The following is a 26,565-nucleotide window of genomic DNA, read 5'->3' on the forward strand; positions in this document are numbered from 1 at the left end:
GACCCCCTTTCCCGGGGCGTCAGGACTCGCGGTATTCCTCCATGACGAAGGCCTCGAGAATGTCGCCCTCCTTGATATCGTTGAAGCGTTCCAGGCCGATGCCGCAGTCGTAGCCGTCCGCGACCTCCTTGACGTCGTCCTTGAAGCGGCGCAGGGACGCGATTTTGTCCTCCGTGATGACGATGCCGTCGCGCACGACGCGGATCTGCGCGGCGCGGGTGATCTTGCCCGAGATGACGTGCGAGCCGGCGATCGTGCCGACGCTGCTGATCTTGTAGACCTCGCGGACCTCGGCGCGGCCCAGGGCGACCTCGCGGAACTTCGGCGCGAGCATGCCCTTCATCGCGGACTCAATCTCTTCGATGCAGTCGTAGATGATGCGGTACAGGCGCATGTCGACGCTGTCGCGCTTGGCGTTGGCCTCGGCCACCGGATCGGGGCGCACGTTGAAGCCGACGATGATGGCGTTGGAAGCGTTGGCGAGCATGACGTCGGACTCGTTGATCGCGCCCACGCCGCCGTGGATGACCACCACGCGGACCTCCTCGTTCGAGAGCTTCTCGAGCGACTGGCGCACGGCCTCGACGGAGCCCTGCACGTCGGCCTTGACGATGATCTTGAGCTCCTTCATCTCGCCCTGCTGCATCTGATCGAAGAGGTTGTCAAGCGTGACCTTCGTGCGGGAGTTGAACATTTCCTCCTTCTGCTCGTTGCGGCGCTGCTCGACCAGCTCACGCGCCAGGCGCTCGTCGGAAACGGCGTTGAAGATATCGCCGCCCACCGGCACATCGTCCAGGCCCGTGACCTCCACCGGCACACTCGGGCCCGCCTCGTGGATGCGGCGGCCGTGCTCGTCGGTCATGGCGCGCACGCGGCCCACCGTCATGCCTGCCACGACAATGTCGCCGGTGTGCAGGGTGCCGTTCTGCACCAGCACGGTGGCCACCGGGCCGCGGCCCTTGTCCAGGCGCGCCTCGATGACCGTGCCCTTCGCGGCGCGGTCCGGGTTCGCCTTGAGCTCCTTCATGTCCGCCACCAGCGTGACCATCTCAAGCAGATCGTCGATGCCGTCGCCCGTGAGCGCGGAGACGGGGATGCACGGCGTGTCGCCGCCCCACTCCTCCGGCACCAGCTCATGCTCGGTCAGCTGCTGGAGCACGTGATCCGGGTTTGCGCCCGGCTTATCCATCTTGTTGATCGCGACGATGATGCTCACATTCGCGGCCTTCGCGTGGTTGATGGCTTCGATCGTCTGCGGCATGATGCCGTCGTCCGCCGCCACCACGAGGATCGCGATGTCCGTCACCTGCGCGCCGCGGGCACGCATCGTGGTGAACGCGGCGTGGCCGGGCGTGTCGAGGAAGGTGATCGTGCGATCGCCCAACTGCACGCGGTACGCGCCGATGTGCTGGGTGATGCCGCCCGCCTCGGTGGCCGTAACGTGCGCGTTGCGGATCTTGTCGAGCAGGGAGGTCTTGCCGTGGTCGACGTGGCCCATCACGACCACGACCGGGGCGCGCGGCACGAGGTTCTCGTCGTCGTCCTCGCTGTCGTCGATGATGCGCTCCTCGATGGTGACGACGACCTCCTTCTCCACCTTCGCGTGGAATTCCATCGCGACAAGGGAGGCGGTGTCAAAGTCGATGACATCGTTGATCGACGCGAACACGCCCAGGCCCATCAGCTTCTTGATGACCTCCGCCGCCGTCGCCTTCAGGCGCAGGGCCAGCTCGCCCACGGTGATCTCGTCCGGCACCTGGATCGTCATGTGCTTCTGCTTTCTCTCCAGCGCGATGCGGCGCATCCGCTCGGCCTCCGTCTCCTTGCGGGAGTTGCGGGGCTTGCCGCGGTACTGGCTGCTGCGCTGCGTGAGCTTCTGCTTCTGCACGGTGTTCTCCACCTTCATCTTCTCGGAAGCGAGGCGGTCGTACTTTTCATTGTATTTTTCCAGCTCCACATGGGACGCGCGCGTGTCAACGATGCGGCCCTCGGGACGGCGCACCACGTTGTCCTGCTGTGCGTTCTGGGCGGGCTGCTGGGCGGCAGGGCGTGCCTGCTGCTGTGCCGCCGGGCGCTGCTGGGGCGCGGGCTGCGCGTTCGCACGGTTCTGGTTATTCCCATTGTTCTGCGGGGCACGGCGATCGTTCTGCCGCTGCCCGTTCTGGGCGTTCTGGCCGTTCGGGCGGTTCGGATTGTTCTGCCGCCGGTCGCTGCCGTTGTTCTGCGGGGCGCGGCGATCATTCTGGCGCTGTCCGTTCTGTGCGTTCTGCGGCGCGCGGTCGTTTCTGCCGCCGTTCTGCCGGGCAGGCTGCTGGGCGGGCTGCTGCGCCGCTGGGGCCTCCTTCGCGGGCGCTTCCTTCGCGGCGGGCTTGCGGGCCGGCTCTTCCTGCTTCGGCGCGGGAGCAGCCTTTGGCTCCTCCTCCGCTGTCACGGTCACCTCCGGCTCACGGCCGGACGCGAAGTAATCGTCCAGGCTTGCGGAGGAGTGGCTCTGGGTGAAGCTCTCAAACACGACGTCGAGCTCCTCCTCGGTGAGCGCCGTCATGTGCTTCTTTGTCTCCCCGCAGTATTTCTGCAGCGTGTCAAGGACCTCCTTGTTCGGGACGTTCAGATCCTTGGCGACCTCGTGGACTCTGTATTTAATCATCAATAGAATCAACCTCCTCAGTCATTCCTGCCGGCGCTGCTTCCTCCAGCATCGCCCTGAGCTTTCCGGCGAAGCCGCTGTCGTTCACGGCGAGGATCCCGGTCCGTTTCCCCACCGAGAAAGCGATTTCGTCCATCGTGACGCCGGCGGGAAGCACCGGCGTGCTGGCTGCCTGCGCTGCGGCGCGCGCGCTGCGCTCCGAACGCTCGGACAGATCCGACGCGAGCAGCAGAAGCTTTGTCTTTCCCTTCTGCATGGCTTCCTGTGCGGCGTCGGCTCCCATGGAAAGCTTCTGGGCCCTTCTGGCGATGCCAAGGAAGGACAGAAGCCTCTCCTTCTCATTCATTCCGGCTCAATTCCTCCTCCATCCGGTCGTAAACCGTGTCGGGGATCCGGCAGGAAAACGCCCGTTCCAGCCTGCGCGCCTTGCGCGCTGCCTTCAGGCACTCCGCGCTCCTGCACACATAGGCGCCCCGTCCCGGCTTTTTGCCGGTCAGGTCAAGGGAAACCTCTCCCTCGGGGGATTTGACCACCCGCACCAGCTCTTTTTTCGGTTTCATCTCGCCGCAGCCGGTGCACATTCTCATCGGGATTTTCTTTTGGTGCATCACGCGGGTCACCTCGCTTCTTTTCTGGGGTTTATTCGGCCTCTTCGGAAGCGGGGGCGGTCTCAGGCGCCGCCTCCGCAGGCGCTTCGGCTTCGGGCTGTGCGCCCGTCTCCTGCGGCGCCGCTTCCTCCTGGGCCGGGGTTTCTTCCTCTTCCTTTATGGGGGCGGGCTCTTCGTCCTCCCCGTAAAAGCCGCTTTCGGGCTTGATGTCAATCTTCCAGCCGGTCAGCTTCGCGGCCAGGCGGGCGTTCTGGCCCTTGTTGCCGATGGCGAGGGAGAGCTGGCTGTCCGGCACGGTCACGCGGCAGGAGCGGGAACCGTCCTGCGCCACCGTGACGCTCACCACGTCCGCCGGGGAGAGCGCCGAGGCGATGAACTTCGCCGGATCGTCGCTGTACTCCACGATGTCAATTTTTTCGCCGCCGAGCTCCTCGACGATGCTCGACACACGGCTGCCGCGCGCTCCGATGCACGCGCCGATGGCGTCGACGTCCGGGTTGTGGCTGACAACGGCCAGCTTTGTGCGGGAACCGGCTTCGCGGGAGACGGCCTTGATCTCCACGGTGCCGTCGTAGATCTCGGGTACTTCGGTTTCAAACAGCCGCTTGACGAGATCCGGGTGCGTGCGGGAGATAACGGCGCGCGGCCCGCGCTCGGTCTCGCGCACATCCACGACGTACACGCGGATATGTTTGCCCTCCTCGAGCACCTCGCCGCCCACCTGCTCGGAGCGCGGCAGCACAGCCTCGGCCTTGCCGATGCGCAGCGTCGCGGCCCCGGTGCGCGGGTCGATGCGCTCCACCAGCGCGCTGACCAGCTCTTGGTTCTTGCTCTGGAACTCCTGCATCATCTGGCCGCGCTCGCCGTCGCGGATGCCCTGGCGGATGATGTTGCGGGCCGTCTGCGCCGCGATGCGCCCGAATTCCTTGGTGTTCATCGTCACATACACGTCGTCGCCGACCTCGACGGTGGGATCGATCTTGCGTGCCTTCTCGAGCAGGACCTCCTTACCGGGCTCCCACACGTCGTCGACGGCGATCATCTTCAGCCGCACCTCAAACATGCCGGTCTCCGGGTTCAGGTCGATGACAGCGTCCTCGTTGTCATAGCTGTTCTTGCACGCTGTGAGAATGGCCTTCTTGATCTTCTCCAGCATGAAGTCCACGGGGATGCCGCGCTCCTTTTCGAGCAGCTCCAGCGCCTCAAAAATCTCATTTTTATTGTTTTCGGGCTTGTCGTTCTTTTTCTTCGCAGATCTCCCTGCCATCTTAACTGTTCCCTCCATCCACGTCCTCGTCGTCCAGCAGGCGCACCTTGGAAACGGCCGCCTTTTCCAGCGTGAGCGGCTCTTCGCTGCCCGCGTCCAGCGTCATGACGTTGTTTTCATACCCTGTGAGCGTTCCGCGCACCTCGCGCCTGCCGTCCGGAAGCGGGCGGATCAGCCGCACCAGCACCGGCGCGCCCAGAAAGGCGGCAAAGTGCTCCGGCCTTGTCAGCTCGCGCCCCAGCCCGGGGGAGCAGACCTCCAGGCAGTATTCCCGGTCGATGGGATCCAGCGCGTCGAGCGGATCGTTGACGGCGCGGCTCATCGCCACACAGTCGTCGATGCCGATCCCGCCGGGCTTGTCAATATAGATGCGCAGGAACCAGTCCGCGCCCTCCTTGACGAAGCGGACGTCCCACAGAAGATAGCCAAGGCTCTCCGCGATTGGCCCGGCCAGCTGCCGGACAACGGCGGCGGTGTTCCCGCCTTTTTTCTTCTCAGCCAACACCCGTCACCTCTCCTTGAAAATTGGGATAATACAAACAAAAGAGCGGGTCGCCCCACTCTTTCATCATTCCACCATATCAAACATTGTTATTTTAACACAAGGCCCATGAAAAATCAAGCGGCTCCTCCGCAAAACGGCGAGCGCTTTTGCCCGCCGGAATTGTGGAAAATGAGGGAAACCGGGCGTTCAGCTTTCCATCTGGCGGCCCAGGAAGCTCGCCGCCACCTGCGCCAGCTTTGTCTCCGCGTCCCCCAGGGCCGCGCCGCCCTCCGGCTGTAAAACCACGACCGCGCCCGTCACATCGCTCTCGGCGATGATGGGGTACACGATCGACGCGGGGCGGCTGACGCCCTCCACCGGGCGCAGGCGGCTCGCGCCGTTGCTCACAAAGCTGTGGCGCGACTGCATATATTCCTCCAGCTCCGGCGAGACGCGCCGCTCCAGATACTCACGCCGCGGCACCCCCGCCGCCGCCACCACATGGTCGCGGTCGCACACGAGCGTCGGCAGGTTCGCCGTCTTGCTCAGTACCTCGGCATACTGGGACGCGAAGGACGAAAGCTCCCCCACCGGGGAGTATTTGCGGAACACCACTCCGCCCTGCGCGTCCGTGAAAATTTCCAGCGGGTCACCCTCCCGGATCCGCAGCGTGCGCCGGATCTCCTTCGGGATCACCACGCGCCCCAGATCGTCGATTCTTCTCACAATTCCCGTGGCTTTCATACCATTCCTCCATAGATACAGCCGGAAGGATTCCGGCGAAATTTCTCATGGGTAGTATTGCCGGGGCATGAAGAATTATCCGTTTTCAGAGGGCTGATTTGACGGGGAGATTTCTGCGGGTGCGGCGGCTTTGCCGGAAGAATCCATGTTTGCCGTTTGCGCGGGAGCTGGAGCCGGGGCGCAAGGTTCCTGGCCGGCCGCGGCCACTTTTCCGCCGATCATGCCGGAAAGCAGAGCTTTCACATCAATGCCCATGCCCTGGGAAATCCCCTCGGTGATCTGCGTGGTTCCGTTGATGATGTCCTGTAAAAGCTTGGCGCTGTTGCCATCACCGTACATGGTGATCTTATCCACTTTTGAAAGAGGCTCGGCCACGTTCCGGGCAATCGCGGGCAGGGCGTTCATGACCATCTCAATGACAGCCGCCTGGCCGTATTTTTTCATAGCCTCCGCTTTCCTGTCGATGCCCTCCGCCTCTGCCAGCGCCTTCGCCTGGATGGACGCGGCCTCCGCTTTACCCACGGCGGAGATACCGGCGGCTTCCTGCTCCTTGGCGAAGCGGGCGGCTTCCGCCTGCTTTTTCACGGCCTCCGCCTCTTGCTCCTGCTCGTACCGCCTGGCTTCCGCGTCCTTCTGGCGCTGGAACAGAGCGGCCTGCGCCTCCTGCTCCTTGCGGTAACGGTCGGCGTCCGCTTTGGCGCGGATCTCCGCGTCCAGCGCCTGCTTGGCCACCTCTACCTCCTGCTTTTTCAGCTCGGCTTCGCGGGCGGTTTTGGCGATCTCCGCGTCCACTGTGGCGGTACCGATGATCTTCTGCTGGGCCTGGTTCTGGATCTCGTAGGCGGCTTCCGCTTCGGCCTTTTTGGTGTCTGCCGAGATCTTCAGCTCCGCCCGCTTGATCTCCAGTTCATTCTGCTTCTGGGCGATTTGGGTCTGGGATTCCACCTTGGCGTCGTTGGCCGCCTTGTCCGCGTCGGCCTGGGCAATGGCCACGTCCCGGTCCGCCTGGGCTTTGGCGATGGCGGCATTCTTCTTGATGAGGGAGGTGTTTTCCGCGCCCAGATCCTGGATCAGGCCGTTTTCATCCTGCACATTCTGAATGTTGCAGGAGAGGATCTCAATGCCCAGCTTTTCCATGTCCCGGGAGGCCTTCTGCATCACCTGGTCGGAGAAGGAGTCCCGGTCGGTGTTGATCTTTTCCAGCGTCAGCGTGCCGATGATCTCCCGCATGTTGCCCTGGAGGGAATCCTTCAGATCCTGGGCGATGTCAACGCCTTTCTTGTTCAGAAAGTTCTTGGCTGCCAGCCGGATGCCTTTTTCCTCCGGAGAGATGCGCACCTTGGCCACGGCATCCACGGAGACATTGATGAAGTCGTTGGTCGGAACGGACTGCTCCGTCTTGATGTCCACCGTCATCTGGCCCAGATACAGTTTGTCCAGGCGCTCCAGAAAGGGAATGCGGATGCCCGCCTGCCCGATGAGGATGCGGCTGTTTTTCCGCAGGCCGGAGATGATGTACGCCTGATCCGGCGGGGCTTTGACATACCCCATGAGCAGTATGATGAGGATCACAATAACCGGGATAAGGATCGGTAGGGAATTCCACAGAAAATTCATGCATGACACCTGCTCTTTCTTCTGTATGTTAGGGCTTGCTGGAAGCATGATCCCCGCTGTTTTTTTCTCCGGGAGCGGCTGCCTCCTGCCGCTGTTTGTCCAAAATCCGCTGCGTCGCTTCCACGGACTTCCGGAGCGCTTCCTGGTTGCTTTTTTCCAGTTCCCGCAGGTGGCCTGCCAGGTCCTCCTGCATGGAGATCAGTGCCCTGGTGGTCATCTGGAACCGGCCGGCGTCCTCCCCGTGGGAAAGCTGCCAGTCAAACCACGCCCGGTACCGCTTGCGCTCTTTGGGAAGCAAATAGACCAGAAGGCCGTCCTGCTCTTTGCCGCGGGGATAGTAGACAGGACCGTCCACCTGCATTTCCCATTTCTCCGGGGCGGCGCGGTACAGAGCCATGATCTGATCAAAAGTCAGAAGCAGAATCTCTCCATTTTGGGAACGCTCCCGCAGATACACGGACTCCTTTCGCAGGATGTGGAGGGAAAGAAGAACCAGGATCAGGGCCAGCGCCGCACAACCGGCGAGAATGCCTATCGTGATCGGGGTATCCATAACAACCTCCTCTCCTTCGGAACTACCCTTAGTATAGCGAAAACAAAACTCAATTACAACACTTCCCGTGCGGCTTTTTGTTTATTTTATACACTTTCCCCGCGCTGTCCTGCCGGAAAATTCTGGGATTTTCTCCCGAGCGGCCCCGGATCTTTTGTTTTCTTGCACGACGCATAAAATGTTCGATTTTTGTTCGAAAACAGCTTGCAAAATAAGAACATATGTGCTAAACTAAGCACATGGTCGAACAAAATATCGAATATAACAGAACATACGGTTGGAGGGAATGGGCGATGATGGAAATTGGAATGGTGACGGCGATTGCGGCGGCAGCAATGTTTTTCTGGTACCGTCCGCGCTGGGGCGAGGGAGCAAAGCTGTGCGCGCTGTGTTTTGTGATGGGATTGGCAGGCATGTTCATGGGCGGGTGCGGGCCTCTGCTCGCGGTGCTGGAGGGGCTGCTGGCGATGGTGGCGGGCGTGTGCTGCCTGTTTTCCCTGCACCGGGAAAAGCTGGCCCGCCTGCGGGCACAAAAGCGCCGCGCACACCAAAAAGCGCAGCCCGTCCCGGCACAGCAGCCCGCCCCGGCGCAGGCGGACAGGGCCGCAGCGTCGGATCGCGCCCCGCTGCTGACGGTGCTGTACGGCGGGGAGCCCCGGGGACGCGGCTGCGCTTGACAAGCTCTCCCGCCCGGCGGTATACTGGTACAAAACCGGCGCTGAGCCGGATAACGGGGGATTTTATCGGATGACAGGCTACATTTATGTTTTCCTGTGGTTTGCGGTGGGGCTGCTGCTTCTGTTCCGCTTCGGCAAGGAGAATAAGGTCTTTTACCCGCTCGGCGGCTTTTTCCTTCTGCTGGGCGTGTGGTGGCTGGTGGATACACTCCAGGGCGGCACGATGTTCCAGGGCGTGTGGGGCTGGGTGCTGCGTGTGGTGACAGCCGGCGCGCTGGTGCTGGCGTGCACCGTCTATTATAAGGAAACGAAGCGCTCCCGCGAGGAGGACGAAGCCCGGAAGCGGGAGCAGGCCGAGGCCCGGAAGGCCGCCATGCTGCCGCGCGACGGCGAACCTCTGAGCGAAAAAGCCGGAGACGAAACGGACGCGCCCGGCGAGAACGGCCTGCAGGAAAACCCGGACGGCCCCGGGGCGGACGCACCCGGAGGGGAATCCTCCGGCGGGGACGCGGACGGCGAATAGGAAACGGACAGAGCGCTCCTCTGCGCCGCACGGAAACGCGCGGCATGGAGGGGCGCTCTTCTCTTGTGGAGACGGTCGAAGTGTGGTAGAATACGAAGATAAACTCCGGACGGGGAGGAAGGAAACAAGATGGCGGCAAAAAGGGGAAAGAGGGATCGCGAGGCGGTTCCGGTGGTGAAATGGGTGGGAGGAAAGCGTCAGCTTCTGGCGGCGCTCGATCCCCTGCTGCCCAAGCGGATCCGCACATACTGCGAGCCGTTTGTCGGGGGCGGGGCGATGCTCTTCCATTTGCAGCCGGACAGCGCCTTTGTCAACGACGTGAACCCGGAGCTGATCAACCTCTATGAGGTCATCCGGGACGACGTGGACGGCCTGCTGCACGAGCTGTCCGCTTTCTCCAATGACGCGGAATGTTTCTACGCCGTGCGCGACTGGGACCGTGATCCGCAGTCTTACGCGCAGATTGACCGTGTGCGGCGCGCGGCGCGGATTGTTTACCTGAACAAGACGTGCTACAACGGCCTGTTCCGCGTCAACAGCGCGGGGGAGTTCAACACGCCGTTCGGACGGTACAAAAATCCCGGCATCGTGAACGAGACCGCGCTGCGGGCGGTGCACCGCTATTTTTCTTCGGCGGACATTCAGTTTTCGTGCGAGGACTATGCGAAGGTGCTCGACCGCCTGCCGCCGCAGACGTTTGTGTATCTGGATCCGCCGTATGATCCTGTGTCGGATACGGCGAACTTCACCGGATACGCCAAGGCGGGCTTCGGGCGCGAGGAGCAGATCCGGCTGCGCGAGTGCTGCGATACGCTGACGAAGCGGGGGATCCGCTTCATGCTCTCGAATTCCGCGACGGCCTTCATCCGCGAGCAGTACGCGGCGTACCACATCACCGCCGTGAGCGCGCGCCGTGCCGTCAACTCCGATCCGAGCAAGCGCGGAAGCGTGGAAGAGGTGGTGATCCGCAATTATGAGTAAAGGGAGAAACGACGAGGCCTGGGAGGCCATTTTCGAGCGCTGGGACGTGCCGGGCACGGTGGAGCGCGAGGGCGGCTTTGTGATCTCCGCCGATCAGATCCGCGAGTACCGCGAGCCGCGCCTGATGGCGAAGTTCGATCACAGGGTGAACCTGCCGGACGTGTTTTTGCAGCATTCGCTGGCGATTCTGCCTGTGACGCGCGGGGATTATCTGATCGGCCCGTTTGAGGCATACTGCCGGTTTGAGGAGAGCGCGGCGGCGGTGCGGCGCTTTTCGCTGCCCGCGTCGCTCGAGAGCCTGGACGGCGGGCGGATCCCGAGTGAGTCCATCGCGGTCAACTGCGCGGCGGCTTCGGGGATTCTGGCGGATTTCCTCGGCGAGGAAACGCTGGTGCCGACCGTCTCCGGGCGCATGAATTCCGACCGCTTTTCCTTTTCCATCCAAAGCGCGGACGGCCGGGAGCTCCCCGTGCAGGTCGACCATGCGCAGATTGAGATCGACGCGGCGTTTGAGGGCGCGAACAGCCTTGCGCTGATCGAGGCCAAGCGCGATCTCTCCGAGGATTTTCTGGTGCGTCAGCTGTATTATCCCTTCCGCGTATGGAGCGCCCGGGTGCACAAGCGCGTGCGCCCCGTGTTCCTGATCCATTCGAACGGCCTGTTCCGGCTGTATGAATATGAATTCACCGATCCGTCGTGCTATAATTCCCTGCGGCTGGTGCAGCAGAAAACCTACAGCTTGGAGGACACGGACTTCACCCGCCGCGACCTGCTTGACGTGCTGCGTGAGACGCCGCGAAGCGAGGAGCCGGATGTGGCTTTCCCGCAGGCGAACAGCCTGGAGCGTGTGTTTAACCTGTGCGAGCTGCTGCAGGCCCAGCCGATGACGCCGCAGGAGGTGACAGCGGCGTATGATTTCACGCTGCGGCAGGCCGGGTATTATACGGCGGCAGCGCGCTTTCTGGGGCTGGTGAAGAAGGACGGCCCCTGCTTCCGTCTGACGCAGGAGGGCCGCCGGATTCTGGAGCTCAGCTACCGCAAACGGCAGGCGGCGCTGTGCTCGCGCATGGCGAGAAGCCTTGCCTTCCGCGAGCTGCTGAACCTTGGCGCGCACAAGCCCGAGCCTGTGACCGCCGAGGAAGCGCGGGAGCTTCTGCGGCGTGCGCGTCCGCCGGAGGTGTGGAGCGAGGAAACGCTGACGCGCCGCGCTTCCACCGCCGTGAGCTGGGTCAACTGGCTTCTGCGCCCGCAGGGTGAGGAGGAGCAGCAGCTGACGTTTTTCTGAACGAGGGATATAGAACAAGACCCCCTTGCGGTGTGAATCGCAAGGGGGTCAAATTGTGTCTGGATTTATTCCGCTGCGGAGCTGCTGGCGGGTGGGGTGAAGGTGTAGAATTCGGAAGCGTGGTAGGTGGCGATGGCGGCATCGTTGAAGGTGACGCCCTCATAGGACTCGATTCCGGCCTTCACCATGTCGAGGTATTCCTCCGATTTCATGCTGGAAAGCAGGGTCTGGCGGTTGCCCTCCTGGCCGATGTAATCGTCCGCGGAATCTGCCACATTGTTCTTGCGCACAACCACGATTCCCTTGCTCAGGCCCGTGACCTCAAAGCAGCGGACCTCGCCGTTCTGCATTTCATCGAGGTTTGTCTTAATCTCGGAGGGGAAGGAGGAGTTGATATACTCTCCGTCCACCAGCTGGTTGGACAGCTGCTCATCCTCAGAGGAAATGACGGTCTTGAAATCCTCTGCCGCTTCCTCCATCGTCATTTCGCCCGCGTTGATTTTCTCCGCGTAGCCTTCAAACAGCTCGCGGCGGGCGGCGGTTTCCTCCTCCGTCATCGTGGTGTCTTCCTCGTCGCCGGTCAGCTCGCCGGAGGTCTTATAGGCCAGAGAGGAGAAGATATAGTCGAAATCATAGTAGGTTTCTTCGAAATACGCGCGCAGCTCGTCGTCGCTGACAGCCTTTTCGCCGCCCTCGCCATAGATGGTGTTGAACAGCTTGGTGTACATCATATTTGCCTCGCCGTAGGCGATCTCAAAGGATTCCTGGGAGACGTACTTCTTGACGGAAGCCGGGATATAGCCCCATGCGGCCGCGGCGTTGCTCTTGCCCTGGGCCTTCTCCTCGTCCGTCAGCGATGCGCCGAGCGCGTCAAGCTGATCGCGCAGGTAGAAGTATTCCTTCGTGTAGCGCATGGCCTCGTCACGGATCCAATCCTCGGCGGGCTGGCCGTCGATCTGCTGCTCCAGCAGGGAGACAGAGCTGTCCACGCCCTCCTGCTGCTGTGCCGCGGCGATCGCGGAATAGAAGTTGTAAACGTAAACGCCGACGGGGAGACGCTCCCCATCCTTTTCCACGCTCCAGCTCTGGTCGGCAGTGGAGCAGGAGGCCGCTCCGAAGGCGGTCAGAACGGCGAGCAGCAGGGCTGCAAGCTTTTTCTTCATTTTCATTTTCATGACTCAACTCCGAAATCAAATTGAAATTCTGCCGGAAAATCCGGCATTGGCTCTCTATTATACCCTTTTTTCTTCCTGTTGTCCAGAAGAGGGCGCGGCGGAATCCAAGGGGAAGCCGGCTTTTTCCTCTATGCGGTAGCGCGGGCGGGCCTTGACCTCGCTGTAAATTTTCCCCACATAGCCGCCCACAACGCCCACGCACAGAAGCTGGATGCCGCCGAGCAGCCAGATCGAGCAGATGATCGCCGTCCATCCCGCCACAGTCTGGCCCATAAAATGGGAGATCAGCGCGTACAGCAGCCCGAGGATGCTTGCCATCGAGACGAAGATCCCAAGGCGCGAAATCAGCCGCAGCGGGCGCACGCTGAAGGAGGTAATCCCATCGAGCGCAAAGGAGATCATTTTTTTGAGCGGGTATTTCGATTCCCCGGCAAAGCGCTCGTGCCGGTCGTAGTAGACATAATCGCTGCGGTAGCCGATCAGCGGCACGATGCCGCGCAGGAACAGGTTGACCTCGCGGTACTCAGAGAGCGCGTCGAGCGCGCGGCGGCTCATCAGGCGGTAATCCGCGTGGTTGTAAACCACATCGACGCCGAGCATGTGCATGAATTTATAAAAGCCCTGCGCCGTGACGCGCTTGAAGGCGGTGTCCGTGTCGCGGCGGTTGCGTACGCCGTACACCACATCGCAGCCCTCCCGGAATTTCTCCAGAAACTGCGGCAGCACGGACACATCATCCTGCAAATCCGCGTCCAGGCTGATCGCGCAGTCCGCGTGCAGGCGCGCTTCCATCAGGCCCGCCAGCAGGGCGTTCTGGTGGCCGCGGTTGTGGGCCAGCTTCAGGCCGCGCACAAACGGGTTTTCCCGGGAAAGCGACTCAATCAGCGCCCAGGTGGCGTCGCGGCTGCCGTCGTCGACAAAGAGCATCCGGCTTTCCGGGGCGGCCAGCCCCTGCGCCTGCATAGAGGAAAGCTGTTCGGTCAGGCGGCGCGCCGTTTCGGGCAGCACCTCCTCCTCGTTGTAGCAAGGGATCACCAGATAAACAATCGAAGGCAAAACCGTTTCCTCCTTTTTATGGACGATCTTCTGTGTCTCCGGCAGGAAATTCCTGCGTTTCCGGTTCCGGTGGACTTTCCGCTTCAGGAGCGGGAACGGCCGGATCCTGCGGATACGCGGGCTCCTGCATGCCGGAAACGCTCCGGGAAGCCGAATCGCCCTGCTGTGCGGACGCGGGAACCGGACGGCGGGCGGCCGCGCGCGCCGTGCGGTCAAAGCGGCGGGAGAGCAGCAGGTACAGCACGAGGATCAGCACACCCGCGGCGGAGACAGCCGCGCCGAGCTTCAGACCGGGCGTCTCATAGGTAAAGCGGATTTCGCTTGTCCCGGCGGGCACCTTCACCGCCATGAAGCCGACGTTCACCTTCTCAATCACAGCCGGTTCCCCGTTGACGGTGGCGGTCCAGCCGCCCTCCCACGGGACGCTGAAAAAGACCAGCCGTTCACGGTCGCCGGTGAAGGTGGCGGAAAAACCGCTGTTGTCGCGCGAGAAGCTGCTGCACGACATGGAGCGGCGGTCGAGACAGTCCTGATAATACGCTTCCTCGGAATACAGGAAGGTGATATCGGAGCCGTCCCCCTCAGACGGGGAAACGATCACATCCTGCACGCCGGGAACGGAGCCGTCCTCCGTTTCCTCCGGCAGGGAAAGGGTGTCGACATGCGTGAGAAGATCGCCGTATTGTTCGGCCTGCTCGTCGAACAGCACGAGAGCCTTGAGCAGCACCAGATGGCGGTTCCCCTCGCTCACCGCGTCGTATTCCTCGCGTGTGATGTAGTAATCGTAGGAAAAGCCCATCGGGATATAATATTGGTTCTCCCAGATGTCGAAGCCGTTCTGCGTGGTGTAGTATGTCCAGCCGGGCATCTGCGGATCGCTGCCCTCCGCGCCGCCGAAGCGGTCGCCCGTGGAAACCGGGTCAAAGAGCCAGCGGCAGGAGGTCAGGGCGCGCAGGCCGTACACGTCCGTTTCCGGCCGGGAAGCCACGTCGCGCTGCACGCCGATCGTCGGGTAAAACTCCATGATGGAGCCGGGAACGATGCTGTGGAACGCCTGGATGGTCGGAATCTGCCAGAACATGGCCTGGTTGTCCATGCCGTCGAACACGTCGACGCGGCAGTTCTTCGTGTCCGGCAGGGAAATGTCCTTCCCGCCGTTGAGACAGTACGGAATGATATGCTTGTGGGTGTCGTCGCTCTGCGTTTTGCCCAGCGCGATGAAGAAGATCGAATAGACGACCGTGATCAGCATCGTGCCGCGGATTGCATACCGCAGAAAGCGCCGCTTGCCCCGGCGGATCCATTTGAGGAGGATTGCCAGCAGCAGAAGGCTCAGAAGGGCGATCGCCACATAGCTCCAGAAGCGCGTGGGATAGTCCTCAAGCCCAAAGGTGATCGTTTCCACGCCCTCGGTGTCCGTCGTTTTCTCCCACATCAGGCCGATCGGCAGGGCGATGCCGAGCGTTATCCCGCAGGTGCGGCGCAGAGCCCGCAGCCAGTCGGTGTGCGGCGTGTCCACGGCCAGCACGGTGGCCAGGCTCATCATCAGCGTGAGCATGTAATACCAGCGCGCGTAATAGCTCGAGTTAAAGAGCTGGAAGGACGAATTCAGGATCGGCACGAACGCCATGAGGAACAGGATCGGCAGGAACGTTTTGAGCCAGTGGCGGCCGCGCCGGTGCAGGAAGCCGAGCACACCCGTCATGCTGAACAGCGGCAGCCACGCGCCGAGGGAGGCCCATTTCGCCTCGCTGTCCGGCGTGAAGTTTGGCCGCGCGGGGATGTCCGGCGGGAAGAAGAAGCATTCCAGAATGTGGATGTAGCGCTGGTTCCAGCCGTAGAGAAGGGCGCTCCAGCCGTTGGGAGGATTGTCCACGCGCGGGTTCTGCACCACGGCGAGGATCGTCGGCACCAGCAGCACGCACGACATGAGCACGCCCACAACGGCTTCGCAGAACAGCAGCAGGAAGTCGCGCAGATTGAGCTTGAAGGAGCGCGTGAACAGGCGCAGGAAGAAATAGATCAGCGTGAATGTCACCTGACCGACGAAGAAATAATAATTGACAAAGCAGCACAGGAACACGGTGAAGGCAAACACGCCGCGCCGCCGTGTGGCGATGTATTCATCGAGCGCCCAGAGCATGAGCGGGAAAAAGACGATCGCTTCATGGAAATGGTTGAAAAAGATGTTGTAAACGGAAAAGCCCGAAAACGCATACAAAAGCCCGCCGAGCACCGCCGCGTCCCCGCGCGTGACGTAGCGCCGGATGTAGTGCGCGCCCGTGGCGGACGCACAGGCGAACTTGAGAATGAGCAGCGGCCCCATCAGATACGGCACCGCCTGGCTCGGGAAGGGAATCGTCAGCCAGAAGAACGGGCTTCCCAGCAGATAAAAGGTATAGCTGCCGATGAAGTTCGCGCCGAGATCCGTCGTCCAGCTCCAGCCGAGATTGCCGCTGCGCACGGCGTCATGGCACATCTGGTAGAACGGAACCTGCTGCACGTTGAAATCCCCGTAAAAGAGGAAATAGCCGTTGTCAAACAGAATAAACGGGATAAAAAAAAGAAAAGCGGTGGCAAAGGCAATCCAGAACGCGCGCAGAAGATAGCTGGATCGCCAGCGGTACAGGAGCCGTCCCCTCAGCTCCGCAAGTTGGATCGCATCAGTCGGCATGGAAAAACCTCCGGGCGGCGTGAGCCGCAGGCAGAATTTCACAGAGCAATTTGAAAAAAGCGTGTAACCTTTGCTCCGTCCCGCGCGTGTTGCGGGTAAGGAAGAGACAGGGACGGCGCGCCGCCCCTCAAACGAATGTGATCATTATAGCACAGTCTCCCCCAAAGAAAAAGTTAAAAAACTGTGACGTCGCTTGCAAAATCAGCCCGCTTCCCTTATGATAGGAAAGAGTATGGGCGGTTTTCGGGGGATTTTCCCGAACGATCGCAAAGGAGGGAACGGCCCTGCGCCATTTTTTCGCCGTTTTGTCGCGCATGAAGCATATCCGCCGCTGGGGGCTTATGCGCTGCACCCGGGAAGAAAACCTCTGCGAGCACAGCTTTGAGACGGCGGTGCTCGCCCACGCGCTGGCCGTGCTGCGCAACGAGCGCTTCGGCGGGAGCGTTTCGCCGGAGCGGGCTGCCGCGCTCGCCCTGTTTCACGACGCCTCCGAGATCTTCACCGGGGATCTTCCCACGCCGGTCAAATACGACAACCCCGCCCTGCGCAGCGCCTACGCACAGGTGGAAAGCCACGCGAGAAGCCGCCTGCTCTCCATGCTGCCGGAGGATCTGCGCCCCACCTACCGCCCCCTTCTGGAGGAGGGCGGGCCGGAAGAAGCGGAGCTGCGCCGCATCGTCAAGGCCGCGGACAAGCTTTCCGCTCTGATCAAATGTATGGAGGAGCGCCGTGCCGGAAACGCGGAGTTTTCCCGGGCGGAGCAGACGCTGCGCCGCGCCGTGGAGGATATGCGCCTGCCGGAGGCGGACTGCTTCCTCACTGAATTTCTGCCTTCCTACGCCCTGACGCTCGACGAGCAGGAGGGCGATCCCACTGAAATCACCGAAGGAAAGGATACGGGTTCCCATGAAAGAGAGCTTTGAAGAGAAGAACGGCCGCAAGCTGCAAACAAAGCCACGGCAGCCGAAGAGCGCCCTGATCCGAAATATTGCCATTCTGGTGCTGAGCGTCGCTTTCCTTGTCACCGGCGTGACTATGGTATATGCCGAGTCGCTGCTGGGAAGGATCAACACCGTCGTGGACGAAAGCACGGCGGGCGACAACCCCTTTGAGCAGACGAGCGCCGATCCCGGCACCATCGTGGAATCGAAGCCCGAGGATCACCCCGAGGCCGACGATGAGGGCCTGAAAAAGGTCGGCGGGCTGTGGCACGATGATATGATTGCCAATATCCTTGTCATGGGCGTGGACGATTACCAGCCGAACGACCCCGGCCGCACGGACAGCATGATGCTTGTCACCATCGACACGCGCCACCGGCAGCTGAAGGTGACCTCCTTCATGCGCGATATGTACGTCGCGATCCCGGGCTGCAGCTCCAACCGCATCAACACGGCCTATTCGATCGACGGCCCGTCGCTGCTCGTTTCCACCATTGAAGCAAACTTCGGCATTGATATCGACCGCTGGGTGGTGGTGGATTTCTCCGCCTTCAATGAGATCATCGATGCGATGGGCGGCGTGGAGATCACCCTGACGCAGGCCGAGGCCGATCTGGTCAACCGCTATTCCGGCGACCCGCGCTGGAACCTGAGCGAGGGCACGTTTGTGCTCAGCGGCGCGCAGGCCCGCTACTACAGCCGTATCCGCGCCATCGGCGACGACTTTGAGCGCACCGAGCGCCAGCGCAAGGTGTTCGCCGCCATCGTCGACAAATTCAAGGATTCGGACATCGCCACGATCAACAACGTGCTGTACAACACCCTGAACCTGATCCAGACGAATATGAGCCGCAACTACATCCTGAATCTCGCGAGCCAGTCTTTGACGTACCTCAACTACGATCTGTATGAGATGCGCATCCCCGGCGACGGGCAGTATGAGGCGGCGTATGTGACCATCAGCGGCACGCGCGCCGCCGTGCTGGTCCCGGATCGCGAGGCGTGCAGCGAGAGCCTGGTGGACTTTGTGTTCGGAGACGCGGCGGAATATGAGGCCGCGCAGAACGCGGAGTGAAAACTTGGCAAATCCGACCAGGAAGCGGACGGAATCCTCTGGCTTTTTTCTCCCCTTTGTGCTAGAATAAGGGCAGCTCCCTCCGGCGGGGTACGCTTTCCCGCCCATTGGGATATTTTGTCAGGATTGTGAGGGGTTCTGTATGAAACTGATTTTCGCGATTGTGAGCAACGATGACAGCAGCATGGTGGCGTCCGCGCTGACGAAGAACGGCTTTTACGCCACGAAGCTGGCCACCACCGGCGGCTTTCTCAAGGCGGGCAACACCACCTTTATCTGCGGCGTCGACGACGAAAAGGTTGACCGCGTGATCGACATCATTTCCAAGCAGAGCAGCCGCCGCACCCAGCTGGTGCCGAGCGCGACCACCATGGATGTGGGCATGTACACGTCCTTCCCCGTGGAGGTCACGGTGGGCGGCGCCACCATCTTTGTCCTGAACGTCGACCGTTTCGAGAAGGTCTGATTTTCTCAAGCGGCAGCGCCTCCGTCCGGCGGGGCGGCCTTCGGGCCGCCCCGCCGGGGATCGGGGGCCTTTTGCGCGGAAAGGGGTTGTTCCATGCAGTTCGGTTCGCTGGTGGAAAAGGAAGAGCTGAAAAGCCGCCTGTCGATCGCCTTTGGAGGGGATCGATTCCCGAACGCCGCCGTCCTGGAGGGCGGCACGGCAGACGGGCGGCGGGAGCTCGCGCTGTTTCTGGCGCGGGCCGCTTTGTGCTCCGGCGAAGGGGAGCGTCCCTGCGGCGTGTGTTCCAACTGTGTGAAAGCGCTGGCCGGGTCGCACCCGGATCTGCGCGTGGAGGGCGGAAGCGGAGCCGCGCGCTCGTTCCATGTGGACGTGGTGCGCAGCGTGCGCGACGACGCCTTCATCCGGCCAAACGAGGCTGCGCGCAAGGTCTTTGTGCTGCTGGAAGCGCAGGCTATGTCGGAGCAGGCGCAGAACGCCCTGCTCAAGGTGCTCGAGGAGCCGCCGCCGTCCGTGCTGTTTCTGCTCACTGTCCCCTCCGCTTCCATGCTTCTGCCCACGGTGCGCTCCCGCTCCCAGCTGTTCCGGCTCGACGGCGCGGAGCCCTGCACGGCGGATCCCGAGCTGCTTTCCCGCATCGCGGCCGCTCTGTGCGCTCCCGGCGAGGCGGAGCTTTTGTTCCTGACGGCCCCGCTCATCCGGGATAAGGAGTCCCTCTCTGCGGTGCTTGAAGGGCTTACCCTTTTGTTCCGCGATGCCTGCGCCCTGCGCGCGGGGGCTTCGGCGGGCTGCCTTTCCGGCCTGCCGGATGACGCGGCGGCTTTGTCCCGCGCCCTCACAAGGGACAGCCTGTTCCGCCTGCTCACCCTCACAAGGGAGGCCGCGGCGGCCCAGAAGCGCAACGCGAACGCCGCCCTGCTTGTCACAACGCTGTGCGCGCGTTTGCGCGCCGCCGCCGGGCGGTGATTCCCCGGGGCAAGGCCCCGTTCTTTTTTGGAGGTAATCTATGGCCGAAATCATTGGCGTTCGTTTTCGTAATGTTGGAAAAATATATTATTTCGATCCCGACGGCGCGAGCCTGCGCCAGGGCGACCGCGTGATTGTCGAAACGTCGCGCGGCGTGGAGTGCGGCGAGGTCATGATGATCAACCGCGAGATCGATGAGGAGAGCGTGCCGCAGCCGCTCAAGAAGCTGATCCGCCTTGCCACAAAGGAGGATCTGGCCCGCATCGCGGAGAACGCCGCGAAGGAAAAGACGGCGTATCAGATCTGCGCGCGCAAAATTGAAGCCCACAAGCTGGATATGAAGCTGGTGAGCGTCGAATATACCTTTGACAATTCCAAGATCCTGTTCTATTTCACGGCGGACGGGCGCATCGATTTCCGCGAGCTCGTGAAGGATCTCGCGTCCGTGTTCCGCACCCGCATTGAGCTGCGCCAGATCGGTGTGCGCGATGAAGCCAAGATGCTGGGCGGCATCGGCATCTGCGGGCGGCCCTTCTGCTGCGCCTCCTTCCTCAGCGGGTTCCAGCCCGTCTCGATCAAGATGGCGAAGGAGCAGGGGCTTTCCCTCAACCCCGTGAAGATTTCCGGCGCGTGCGGGCGGCTGATGTGCTGCCTCAAATACGAGCAGGAGGCCTATACCGATCTGCTCCGCAACACCCCGCCGATCGGCTCGCTTGTCTCCACCCCGGAGGGGCGCGGCGTCGTCACCGAGGTCAATCTCCTCACCGGGATGCTGCACGTCCGTCTCGACGGCGCGGCGGAGGGCGTGCTCAAGACGTTCCATGTCAAGCAGCTGCGCGTCCTGCGGCCCGGAAAGGGCAAGCGCCTTTCCCAGGAGGAGCTGGAAAAACTCAAGAATCTGGAGAAGGGCTGATTTTCCAAGATTGTTGCGGGAGTGTAAAATCTTACGCCGCTCTTGCATTTTGGAATTTTTATGGTATGATAGGAATATCAAATTATGGAGGTGTATTCCCAATGGCATATGTTATTTCTGACGAGTGCATCGCTTGCGGCGCTTGCGCTGCTGAGTGCCCCGTGAACGCGATTTCCGAGGGCGACGGCAAGTATGTGATCGACGCTTCTCTGTGCACCGAGTGCGGCTCCTGCGCCAACACCTGCCCCGTGGGCGCGCCGAAGGCCGAATAATTTTACACTCAGGCAAAAAAGGGTTCAGGATTGCCGCGCGGCGTTCCTGGGCCTTTCTTTTTGCCCGCGAAAGGGGGATTGGCGCGTGGAGGAGCTTTCCTGGGAGCCGCTGTCGCCGCAGGCGGCCGTGCGCGTCTCACGCGTCCACCGGTTCAATACGGATACCATTCTGCTGGCGGATTTTTCCATGCCGAAAAAAGGGGAGCGGTGCGCGGAGCTGGGCGCGGGCTGTGGGGTGATCTCCCTGCTGTGGGCGCTGCGGAGCGAGCCCGCGCGCGTCTTTGCCGTGGAGCTTCAGGAGGACGCCGCCGCGCTGTGCCGTGAGAGCGTGGAGCATAACGGCCTTTCCGGCGTCATGGAGGTGATCCGGGCCGACCTACGGGACAGCGCCCTGCTGCGCGGCTTTTTTGAGCCGGGCTCGCTTGACCGTATGGCCTGCAATCCGCCGTACCAGACCGCCGGGACGGGCGTGGAGAGCCGGGAAGCGGGGGAGCGCATCGCGCGGCACGAGGTGGCCTGCACTTTCGCGGACATTGCCGCCAGCGCGCGCTTTTTCCTGCGCTGGGGCGGAAAATTCTGCTGCTGCCAGCGCCCGGAGCGATTGCCCGCCGTCATGGCGGAGCTGTCCCGCGCCGGGCTGGAGCCGAAGCGTCTGCGACTGGTGCAGCAGCGTCCGCAGAAGGCTCCCTTCCTCTTTCTGCTCGAAGCCGTGCGCGGCGCGAAGCCGGGATTGCGCGTTGAACCGGTCCTGTTTGTCGAGGGAGACGCAGGCGGCTGGTCACAGGAGATTTTGGGAATATACGGAACGTATAAAGAGGGAAGAATATAAAGAAAAATACAGACAGAAAGGATGCTGCGCATGAGCGGGACATTGACGATAGTGGGGACACCGATCGGGAATCTGGGGGATTTCTCGCCGCGCGCGGTGCAGGCGCTGGAGGAGACGGATTTTATCGCGGCGGAGGACACGCGGGTGACGCTCCGCCTGCTTAACCATTTCGGGATCAAAAAGCCGCTGGTCAGTTACTATGAACACAATAAACGCGAGCGCGGAGAGCAGATCTGCGCTCGCATTGAGGCGGGGGAAAACTGCGTGCTGGTGTCGGACGCGGGGATGCCCGCCATCTCGGATCCCGGCGAGGAGCTGGTGGCGCAGTGCGCGGAGCGCGGCATTCCGGTGCTGGCGGTGCCGGGGCCGAGCGCGGTGGTGACGGCGCTGGCGCTCTCCGGCCTGCCGACGGGACGGTTCACGTTTGAGGGCTTTCTGAGCATGAATAAAAAAAGCCGCCGGGAGCATCTGGCCCAGCTCACCGACGAACGCCGCACGATGGTCTTTTATGAAGCGCCGCACAAGCTTCCGACGACGCTCCGCGATCTGTATGAAGCGCTCGGCGACCGGCGGGTTGCGCTGGCGCGCGAGCTGACGAAGGTGCATGAGGAGGTGCAGCGCACGACGCTGCGGGAAGCCGCCGCGCGGTACGCGGACGGGGGCGCGCGCGGGGAGTTTGTGCTGGTCGTGGAGGGCGCGCCGGAGCCGGAGCAGGAGGAAACCGTCTCGCTCGAGGATGCCGCCCGCGCGGTGCGCGAGCTGGCCGAGCGCGAGGGTGTTTCCCTCTCCGAGGCGGCCCGGCGCGTCGCGGCGCTCACCGGCCTGAAAAAATCCGCGATTTATCACGCCGCGTCCGCTTCCGAATAAGCTGCGCTTCCGGCGGCAGCGGCATAGCCGCATAAAAGTTTTCGTCCACCTTTTACAAAAGGTGGCGGGGTATGGGGCGGAGCCCCACAAAATTTCGCGAAGCAGTAGAAAAGCTAGAAAAAAGAGCGAAGCGAATTTTTTCGGACGGCGGCAACACCCCACTGTGCACCTGTGTAATCCGTGCGCAGCGCAGCGCAAAATCCTGATCCTGAAACACACGCGGGAGCACCGCGTCGACGTTCAGGGAGCCGTCCGGCTGCAAAAGGCCGAGCGAGCGCGCTTCCCGTTTCGGCACGCTGACGGTGATCGAAAGCCCCGCGTAGACTTCACCCGGCAGCAGGGAGCTGCTCAGCGCCGACCCGGCGGGGGAATCCTCAAACGGAATCCGGTAGATTCCCGAGGGAATCGGGGAATCTGTTGGGAATTCCATCTCCATCTCCGCAAGAAGCAGCCCGTTGTCGTTCGGCACGTCTGTGTCCAGAAACACCACGTCGCTGCCCATGCCGCTGAACAGCGTCAGCTCTGTATTCTCGCTGTGGATCCACAGCCCCAGCGCCGTGCCCGCGCACAGCACAAGCACCAGAACAGCCGCCAGCCCCATGCGCAGGCGGAGCCGCGAGCGTTCCCTGCGCTCCACGTTTTCTGAGGCCTGCCGGGTGAGCGCGGCGCGTTCCTCGCCGGTCAGCTCGTCGAAGCGGCCGAAATCCGGCTCCAGATCCCGCGCGGGCAGGGGCGTTTCCTCATGGTTCAGCGCGTTGTACAGCGCGTCCGGCTCCATGCTTTGCGGCAGGGAGACCCCTTCCAGCGCGTTCAGAATCGAGGTGCATTCCTCGTGTTCTCCGCGCAGCTCCCGCAGGTGCTCCGAAAATACAACGTCGCGCTCTCCGGGAGACTCCAGCAAGCGGCGGATCTGCTCGACCGAAAAGCGGTATTCGCGCAGGCGCGCCACCAGCCGCAGCCGCTGCATGTCCTCCGGCGAATAATCGCGGTAGTCGTTTCCCTGTGTGACGGCGGGGCGGATCAGCCCCTTTTCCTCATAAAAACGGACGGCTCTTCTGGTGAGGTTCGTCTGCTCGCAGACTTCCTTGATTTTCATTCGGATCTCCTCCTTCCGCCTTCATGATACGGTGTGACGCAGGGGAACGGTCAAGTGTTTTTTGTCTTTTTTTCAAAAAAACGGAGATTAGGTGAACATTTTTCACCCAATCTCCGTTTTCTGTTTTTCGGAATTCAAACTCCGCACACCCAGCTCCCGGAGCGATCCGGCGGGCTTTCGGGGGTGCAGGAGCACCGCCAGCCCGTGACGGCTCAGATAGCGCGCGTTGTCCTCCTCCTGCCCGGGAATGGGATCGAACACCGCGAGCGGGATCCCCGCCGCGAGGGCTTCGGAGGTGGTCAGGCCGCCCGGCTTGGTCACGAGCAGATCGCATGCGTGCATGTAATCCGCCACGCGATCCGTGAACAGGATCGGATGCAGCCGGTGGCGCGAACTGGCGGACAGCTTCTGAAAGCGGCGGAACAGCTTTTCGTTTTTGCCCGTGATGACCACGGCCTCAAACGCGTCCGGCAGCGCGTCGATCGTGCGGAACGCACGCAGCACGCTCCGCACGCCGAACGATCCCGCCATGAACAGCAGCACGGGCAGCGCATCCGGCAGGGAAAGCTCGCGGCGCAGGGCGGCGCGGTCCGGCCGTTCCCGGAATTTTGGGTTGATCGGAATGCCGCGCACCGTGATTTTTTCCTTTGGGACGCCGCGCCGGATCAGTTCTTCCCCGGCTTCCCCGCACGAGGCCCAGTATTCGTCGGCTTCCTCCGTTACCCACGCGGCGTGCGTGCCGTAGTCCGTGAGCAGGTGCGCGACTTTTGCTTTCAGCAGCCCTTTGGCCTTGAGCAGCCCCACGAACTGGCATGAAAACGGATAGGCGCACACGACGAGATCCGGCTGGTGGCGCTCAATGACGGGCAGAAGCCGTTTCGCGAGCGGCGCACCCAGGGCGCGCATGGAGCCGCTTCCCCCCTTTTTGCGGTCGGTCAGGCGGTAGCACACCCCGAAGGCGCGGGGGACATACTTTGCGGAAAAGCGGTAGAGATCGCAGCAAAAAAAGTCGATCAGCCGTCCGAAGGGCTTGGTGGAATCCTCCAGAGCGACCTCCCAGCCCTGCTGCTCCAGCTCTGTTTTCAGCGCGCGGGCCGCGCTCAGATGGCCGCCGCCCGCCAGCGCGTATAAGATGACAGCCTTCATGCTTTCTCCTGCCCGCTCTTCTGCGTCAGCTCGTTGAGCAGGGAGAAAATATTGCGGCTTGACGCGGATTTGTCAAACGACCCGCAAGATTCCCGCATGGCTTCGAGACGCCGGGAATCCTCCAAAAGCGAGATAATTTCCTTCGCGCAGTTTTTGCGGGAGTCGAGAGGGATGGCCATGTTGTGCGAGATGAGGAAATTCGCGTTGTCCTCCTCCTGCCCGGGGATCGCGTCGAACACGGCGAGCGGGATATCGCACGCGAGGGCTTCGGAGGTCGTCAGGCCGCCGGGCTTCGTCACCAGCAGATCGCACGCGTGCATATAATCCGCCACGCGGTCGGTGAAAAACACCAGTTTGGTCGGCTTGGGCGAGCGCAGGATGATTTTCTGGAACGCACGGTATAAGCGCTTGTTGCGGCCTGTAATAATAATGATCTGGAACGGGAAATCGGTGCGCACCAGATCCTTGTAAATGCCGAGAATGTTCATCACGCCGAACGATCCCGCCATGAAAAGGACGGTTGGCAGGGAAGAGGACAGGCCAAATTCACGCAAAAGCGCGTGTTTGTCCGCTTTGCTGAAAAACACATCCTCCACCGGGATGCCGAAGGGATGGATTTTTTCCTCCGGTACGCCCCATTCGGTCATCTGGGAGGCCATGGCCTCGTTGGCGACGACGTAGGCGTCCACATGCGGGGCGATCCACGCGCGGTGCGGGCCGTAGTCCGTCATCAGGCAGATGAGCGGAGCCGTCACGCGGCCCTTTCCCTTGAGATGGGAGACCATTTCCGTCGCAAAGGGGTGCGTGGAAATGATGACGTCCGGTTTTTCTTCTGTGAGCAGGGGCATCAGCCGCACGCCCACCGCTCCGTTAAACCGGGACACGAGAGAATACAGCGGCGTGTCCATGTTGGTCGCACGGTACAGGCGGCCGAACACGCGCGGCGCTTTGGTGGCCATAAAATGGTAGCCGTCGCAGCAGGTTTTATCCAGAATGGTGTTGATCGATTTGAGCGCGTCCGCGATCACCACCTCGTTGCCTCCGGTGTTTTCTCTGATATAAGTCTGCAATGCGCGGGAGGCCCGAAGATGGCCTCCGCCTGTCGCCGCGGAAAGTATTAAAATCTTCAAAACGCTCACTCCTCTTACACCTGCGATGGGCAATTCGCGCGCCTGCGGCGGGCAAGCCGCGCAAGACGGCTCCGCCGTCCCGGCCATGTGGGTCCGTATGTTTGGCGTCCCGCGCTGCTGCCGCAGAGAAGCACGGGAGTAGGTCCAGACCGTCCCGCGTCTGGATTTTCTGCGTCTATTATACCATATCTGGAAGAAATAGCAAAGATGCTTCTGTATAAAACGCAGAAACCGCGCGGCTGCTTGTCTTTTCGTCTGCTTTATGGTATCCTGATTTCAGCGCTGTCGAGAAACGTCAAGCGGTTAGCCCCCTGCTTTTCGGGGGACTTCTTTTTCCCCCGGATCCGCATGGAAAGGGGGGATGAGAATGGTCACATATTCGGATCTGATTCAAATCGGTATTCTGGTTGTAGCCATTATTGCCCTGTTTATGCAGGCAAATAAAAAGAAGTAACCGCAGGCCTAGCAATGCTCACGCGGTTACTTCTGTAATCCAAGTGGGGGGCTGACCGTTTTCCGGCAGCGCCCTCTGCTTCTGCTTTCATTATAGTTCTTTTCTTAAGTCGTGTCAACAAC

General features: G+C 61.8%; 26 protein-coding genes. 12 read left to right on the forward strand and 14 right to left on the reverse strand.

Annotated features, from left to right (window positions below; genetic code table 11):
• Positions 1-19: 19 nt before the first annotated feature.
• From infB to B5F35_RS08655, 8 genes are all read right to left on the reverse strand, one after another.
• Positions 20-2,650 carry a translation initiation factor IF-2 gene (infB, locus tag B5F35_RS08620; protein ID WP_087240030.1) on the reverse strand — a complete coding sequence of 877 codons (2,631 nt, stop codon included), beginning with the start codon at positions 2,648-2,650 and terminating at the stop codon, positions 20-22.
• Complete coding sequence (locus B5F35_RS08625) at positions 2,640-2,993, reverse strand: L7Ae/L30e/S12e/Gadd45 family ribosomal protein (protein WP_087240032.1); 354 nt, start codon at positions 2,991-2,993, stop codon at positions 2,640-2,642. The genes infB and B5F35_RS08625 overlap by 11 nt, the downstream gene beginning before the upstream one ends.
• Entirely contained in the window at positions 2,986-3,255 is a 270-nt protein-coding gene (rnpM, locus tag B5F35_RS08630) for an RNase P modulator RnpM (protein ID WP_087240104.1), read from the reverse strand. The genes B5F35_RS08625 and rnpM overlap by 8 nt, the downstream gene beginning before the upstream one ends.
• A gap of 31 nt (positions 3,256-3,286) precedes the next feature.
• Positions 3,287-4,522, reverse strand: a complete 1,236-nt coding sequence (gene nusA / locus B5F35_RS08635; RefSeq protein WP_087240033.1) for a transcription termination factor NusA — start codon at positions 4,520-4,522, stop codon at positions 3,287-3,289.
• A 1-nt stretch (position 4,523) separates the two neighbouring features.
• Positions 4,524-5,027, reverse strand: coding sequence for a ribosome maturation factor RimP (gene rimP, locus B5F35_RS08640; protein WP_442856449.1), 504 nt, complete (start codon positions 5,025-5,027; stop codon positions 4,524-4,526).
• A gap of 186 nt (positions 5,028-5,213) precedes the next feature.
• Entirely contained in the window at positions 5,214-5,750 is a 537-nt protein-coding gene (locus B5F35_RS08645; protein WP_087240035.1) for a stage V sporulation T C-terminal domain-containing protein, read from the reverse strand.
• Between the two features lie 75 nt (positions 5,751-5,825).
• Complete coding sequence (locus B5F35_RS08650) at positions 5,826-7,367, reverse strand: flotillin family protein (RefSeq protein WP_087240036.1); 1,542 nt, start codon at positions 7,365-7,367, stop codon at positions 5,826-5,828.
• Positions 7,368-7,395: 28 nt separating this feature from the next.
• Complete coding sequence (locus B5F35_RS08655) at positions 7,396-7,920, reverse strand: hypothetical protein (RefSeq protein ID WP_087240038.1); 525 nt, start codon at positions 7,918-7,920, stop codon at positions 7,396-7,398.
• Between the two features lie 293 nt (positions 7,921-8,213).
• On the opposite strand from B5F35_RS08655, the gene B5F35_RS08660 reads away from it, so the two are divergent.
• From B5F35_RS08660 to B5F35_RS08675, 4 genes are all read left to right on the forward strand, one after another.
• Positions 8,214-8,597: a hypothetical protein gene (locus tag B5F35_RS08660; protein WP_087240040.1), complete on the forward strand. Its 384-nt coding sequence runs from the start codon at positions 8,214-8,216 to the stop codon at positions 8,595-8,597.
• A 70-nt stretch (positions 8,598-8,667) separates the two neighbouring features.
• Positions 8,668-9,120: a hypothetical protein gene (locus B5F35_RS08665; RefSeq protein WP_087240042.1), complete on the forward strand. Its 453-nt coding sequence runs from the start codon at positions 8,668-8,670 to the stop codon at positions 9,118-9,120.
• Positions 9,121-9,249: 129 nt separating this feature from the next.
• On the forward strand, positions 9,250-10,101 hold the full coding sequence (locus tag B5F35_RS08670; RefSeq protein WP_087240043.1) for a DNA adenine methylase: 852 nt from the start codon (positions 9,250-9,252) through the stop codon (positions 10,099-10,101).
• Positions 10,094-11,386, forward strand: coding sequence for a type II restriction enzyme (locus tag B5F35_RS08675; protein WP_242969447.1), 1,293 nt, complete (start codon positions 10,094-10,096; stop codon positions 11,384-11,386). Before B5F35_RS08670 ends, B5F35_RS08675 begins: the two co-directional genes overlap by 8 nt.
• A gap of 65 nt (positions 11,387-11,451) precedes the next feature.
• Here B5F35_RS08675 and B5F35_RS08680 read toward each other — a convergent pair whose 3' ends face one another.
• Genes B5F35_RS08680 through B5F35_RS08690 form a run of 3 tightly spaced genes read right to left on the reverse strand, consistent with a single transcriptional unit; the run spans position 11,452 to position 16,291 of the window.
• A complete protein-coding gene (locus B5F35_RS08680) occupies positions 11,452-12,561 on the reverse strand; it encodes a hypothetical protein (protein ID WP_087240045.1) in 1,110 nt (369 codons plus the stop codon).
• Between the two features lie 57 nt (positions 12,562-12,618).
• Positions 12,619-13,617, reverse strand: coding sequence for a glycosyltransferase family 2 protein (locus tag B5F35_RS08685; protein ID WP_087240047.1), 999 nt, complete (start codon positions 13,615-13,617; stop codon positions 12,619-12,621).
• A 16-nt stretch (positions 13,618-13,633) separates the two neighbouring features.
• On the reverse strand, positions 13,634-16,291 hold the full coding sequence (locus B5F35_RS08690; protein ID WP_087240049.1) for a YfhO family protein: 2,658 nt from the start codon (positions 16,289-16,291) through the stop codon (positions 13,634-13,636).
• A gap of 284 nt (positions 16,292-16,575) precedes the next feature.
• On the opposite strand from B5F35_RS08690, the gene yfbR reads away from it, so the two are divergent.
• The 8 genes from yfbR to rsmI all read left to right on the forward strand — a co-directional run bounded on the left by yfbR (position 16,576) and on the right by rsmI (position 22,617).
• Positions 16,576-17,214 (forward strand): 5'-deoxynucleotidase, encoded by a 639-nt coding sequence (gene yfbR, locus B5F35_RS08695; protein ID WP_087240051.1) that lies wholly within the window; start codon positions 16,576-16,578, stop codon positions 17,212-17,214.
• Positions 17,198-18,307, forward strand: a complete 1,110-nt coding sequence (locus B5F35_RS08700) for an LCP family protein (protein ID WP_087240052.1) — start codon at positions 17,198-17,200, stop codon at positions 18,305-18,307. Before yfbR ends, B5F35_RS08700 begins: the two co-directional genes overlap by 17 nt.
• A 142-nt stretch (positions 18,308-18,449) precedes the next feature.
• Positions 18,450-18,773 (forward strand): cyclic-di-AMP receptor, encoded by a 324-nt coding sequence (locus B5F35_RS08705; protein ID WP_087240054.1) that lies wholly within the window; start codon positions 18,450-18,452, stop codon positions 18,771-18,773.
• Positions 18,774-18,866: 93 nt separating this feature from the next.
• Positions 18,867-19,736 carry a DNA polymerase III delta subunit-related protein gene (locus B5F35_RS08710; protein ID WP_087240056.1) on the forward strand — a complete coding sequence of 290 codons (870 nt, stop codon included), beginning with the start codon at positions 18,867-18,869 and terminating at the stop codon, positions 19,734-19,736.
• Positions 19,737-19,776: 40 nt separating this feature from the next.
• The gene (locus tag B5F35_RS08715; protein ID WP_087240058.1) at positions 19,777-20,649 is read left to right on the forward strand and encodes a PSP1 domain-containing protein; all 873 of its coding nucleotides are present in this window, start codon (positions 19,777-19,779) and stop codon (positions 20,647-20,649) included.
• Between the two features lie 101 nt (positions 20,650-20,750).
• A complete protein-coding gene (gene fdxA, locus B5F35_RS08720; RefSeq protein ID WP_087240060.1) occupies positions 20,751-20,921 on the forward strand; it encodes a 4Fe-4S ferredoxin in 171 nt (56 codons plus the stop codon).
• A gap of 85 nt (positions 20,922-21,006) precedes the next feature.
• A complete protein-coding gene (locus tag B5F35_RS08725; RefSeq protein ID WP_242969449.1) occupies positions 21,007-21,750 on the forward strand; it encodes a tRNA1(Val) (adenine(37)-N6)-methyltransferase in 744 nt (247 codons plus the stop codon).
• Between the two features lie 30 nt (positions 21,751-21,780).
• The gene (rsmI, locus tag B5F35_RS08730) at positions 21,781-22,617 is read left to right on the forward strand and encodes a 16S rRNA (cytidine(1402)-2'-O)-methyltransferase (protein ID WP_087240112.1); all 837 of its coding nucleotides are present in this window, start codon (positions 21,781-21,783) and stop codon (positions 22,615-22,617) included.
• 52 nt (positions 22,618-22,669) lie between these two features.
• Here the strand turns inward: rsmI and B5F35_RS08735 are convergent, their stop codons facing one another.
• From B5F35_RS08735 to B5F35_RS08745, 3 genes are all read right to left on the reverse strand, one after another.
• On the reverse strand, positions 22,670-23,713 hold the full coding sequence (locus B5F35_RS08735) for a MerR family transcriptional regulator (RefSeq protein ID WP_087240062.1): 1,044 nt from the start codon (positions 23,711-23,713) through the stop codon (positions 22,670-22,672).
• A 102-nt stretch (positions 23,714-23,815) separates the two neighbouring features.
• The gene (locus B5F35_RS08740) at positions 23,816-24,859 is read right to left on the reverse strand and encodes an MGDG synthase family glycosyltransferase (protein ID WP_087240064.1); all 1,044 of its coding nucleotides are present in this window, start codon (positions 24,857-24,859) and stop codon (positions 23,816-23,818) included.
• Entirely contained in the window at positions 24,856-25,998 is a 1,143-nt protein-coding gene (locus tag B5F35_RS08745) for an MGDG synthase family glycosyltransferase (RefSeq protein WP_242969450.1), read from the reverse strand. Before B5F35_RS08745 ends, B5F35_RS08740 begins: the two co-directional genes overlap by 4 nt.
• Positions 25,999-26,565: the final 567 nt, after the last annotated feature.

It is taken from the genome of Anaeromassilibacillus sp. An200 (assembly GCF_002160025.1).
Lineage (GTDB): Bacteria > Bacillota > Clostridia > Oscillospirales > Acutalibacteraceae > Caccousia > Caccousia stercoris.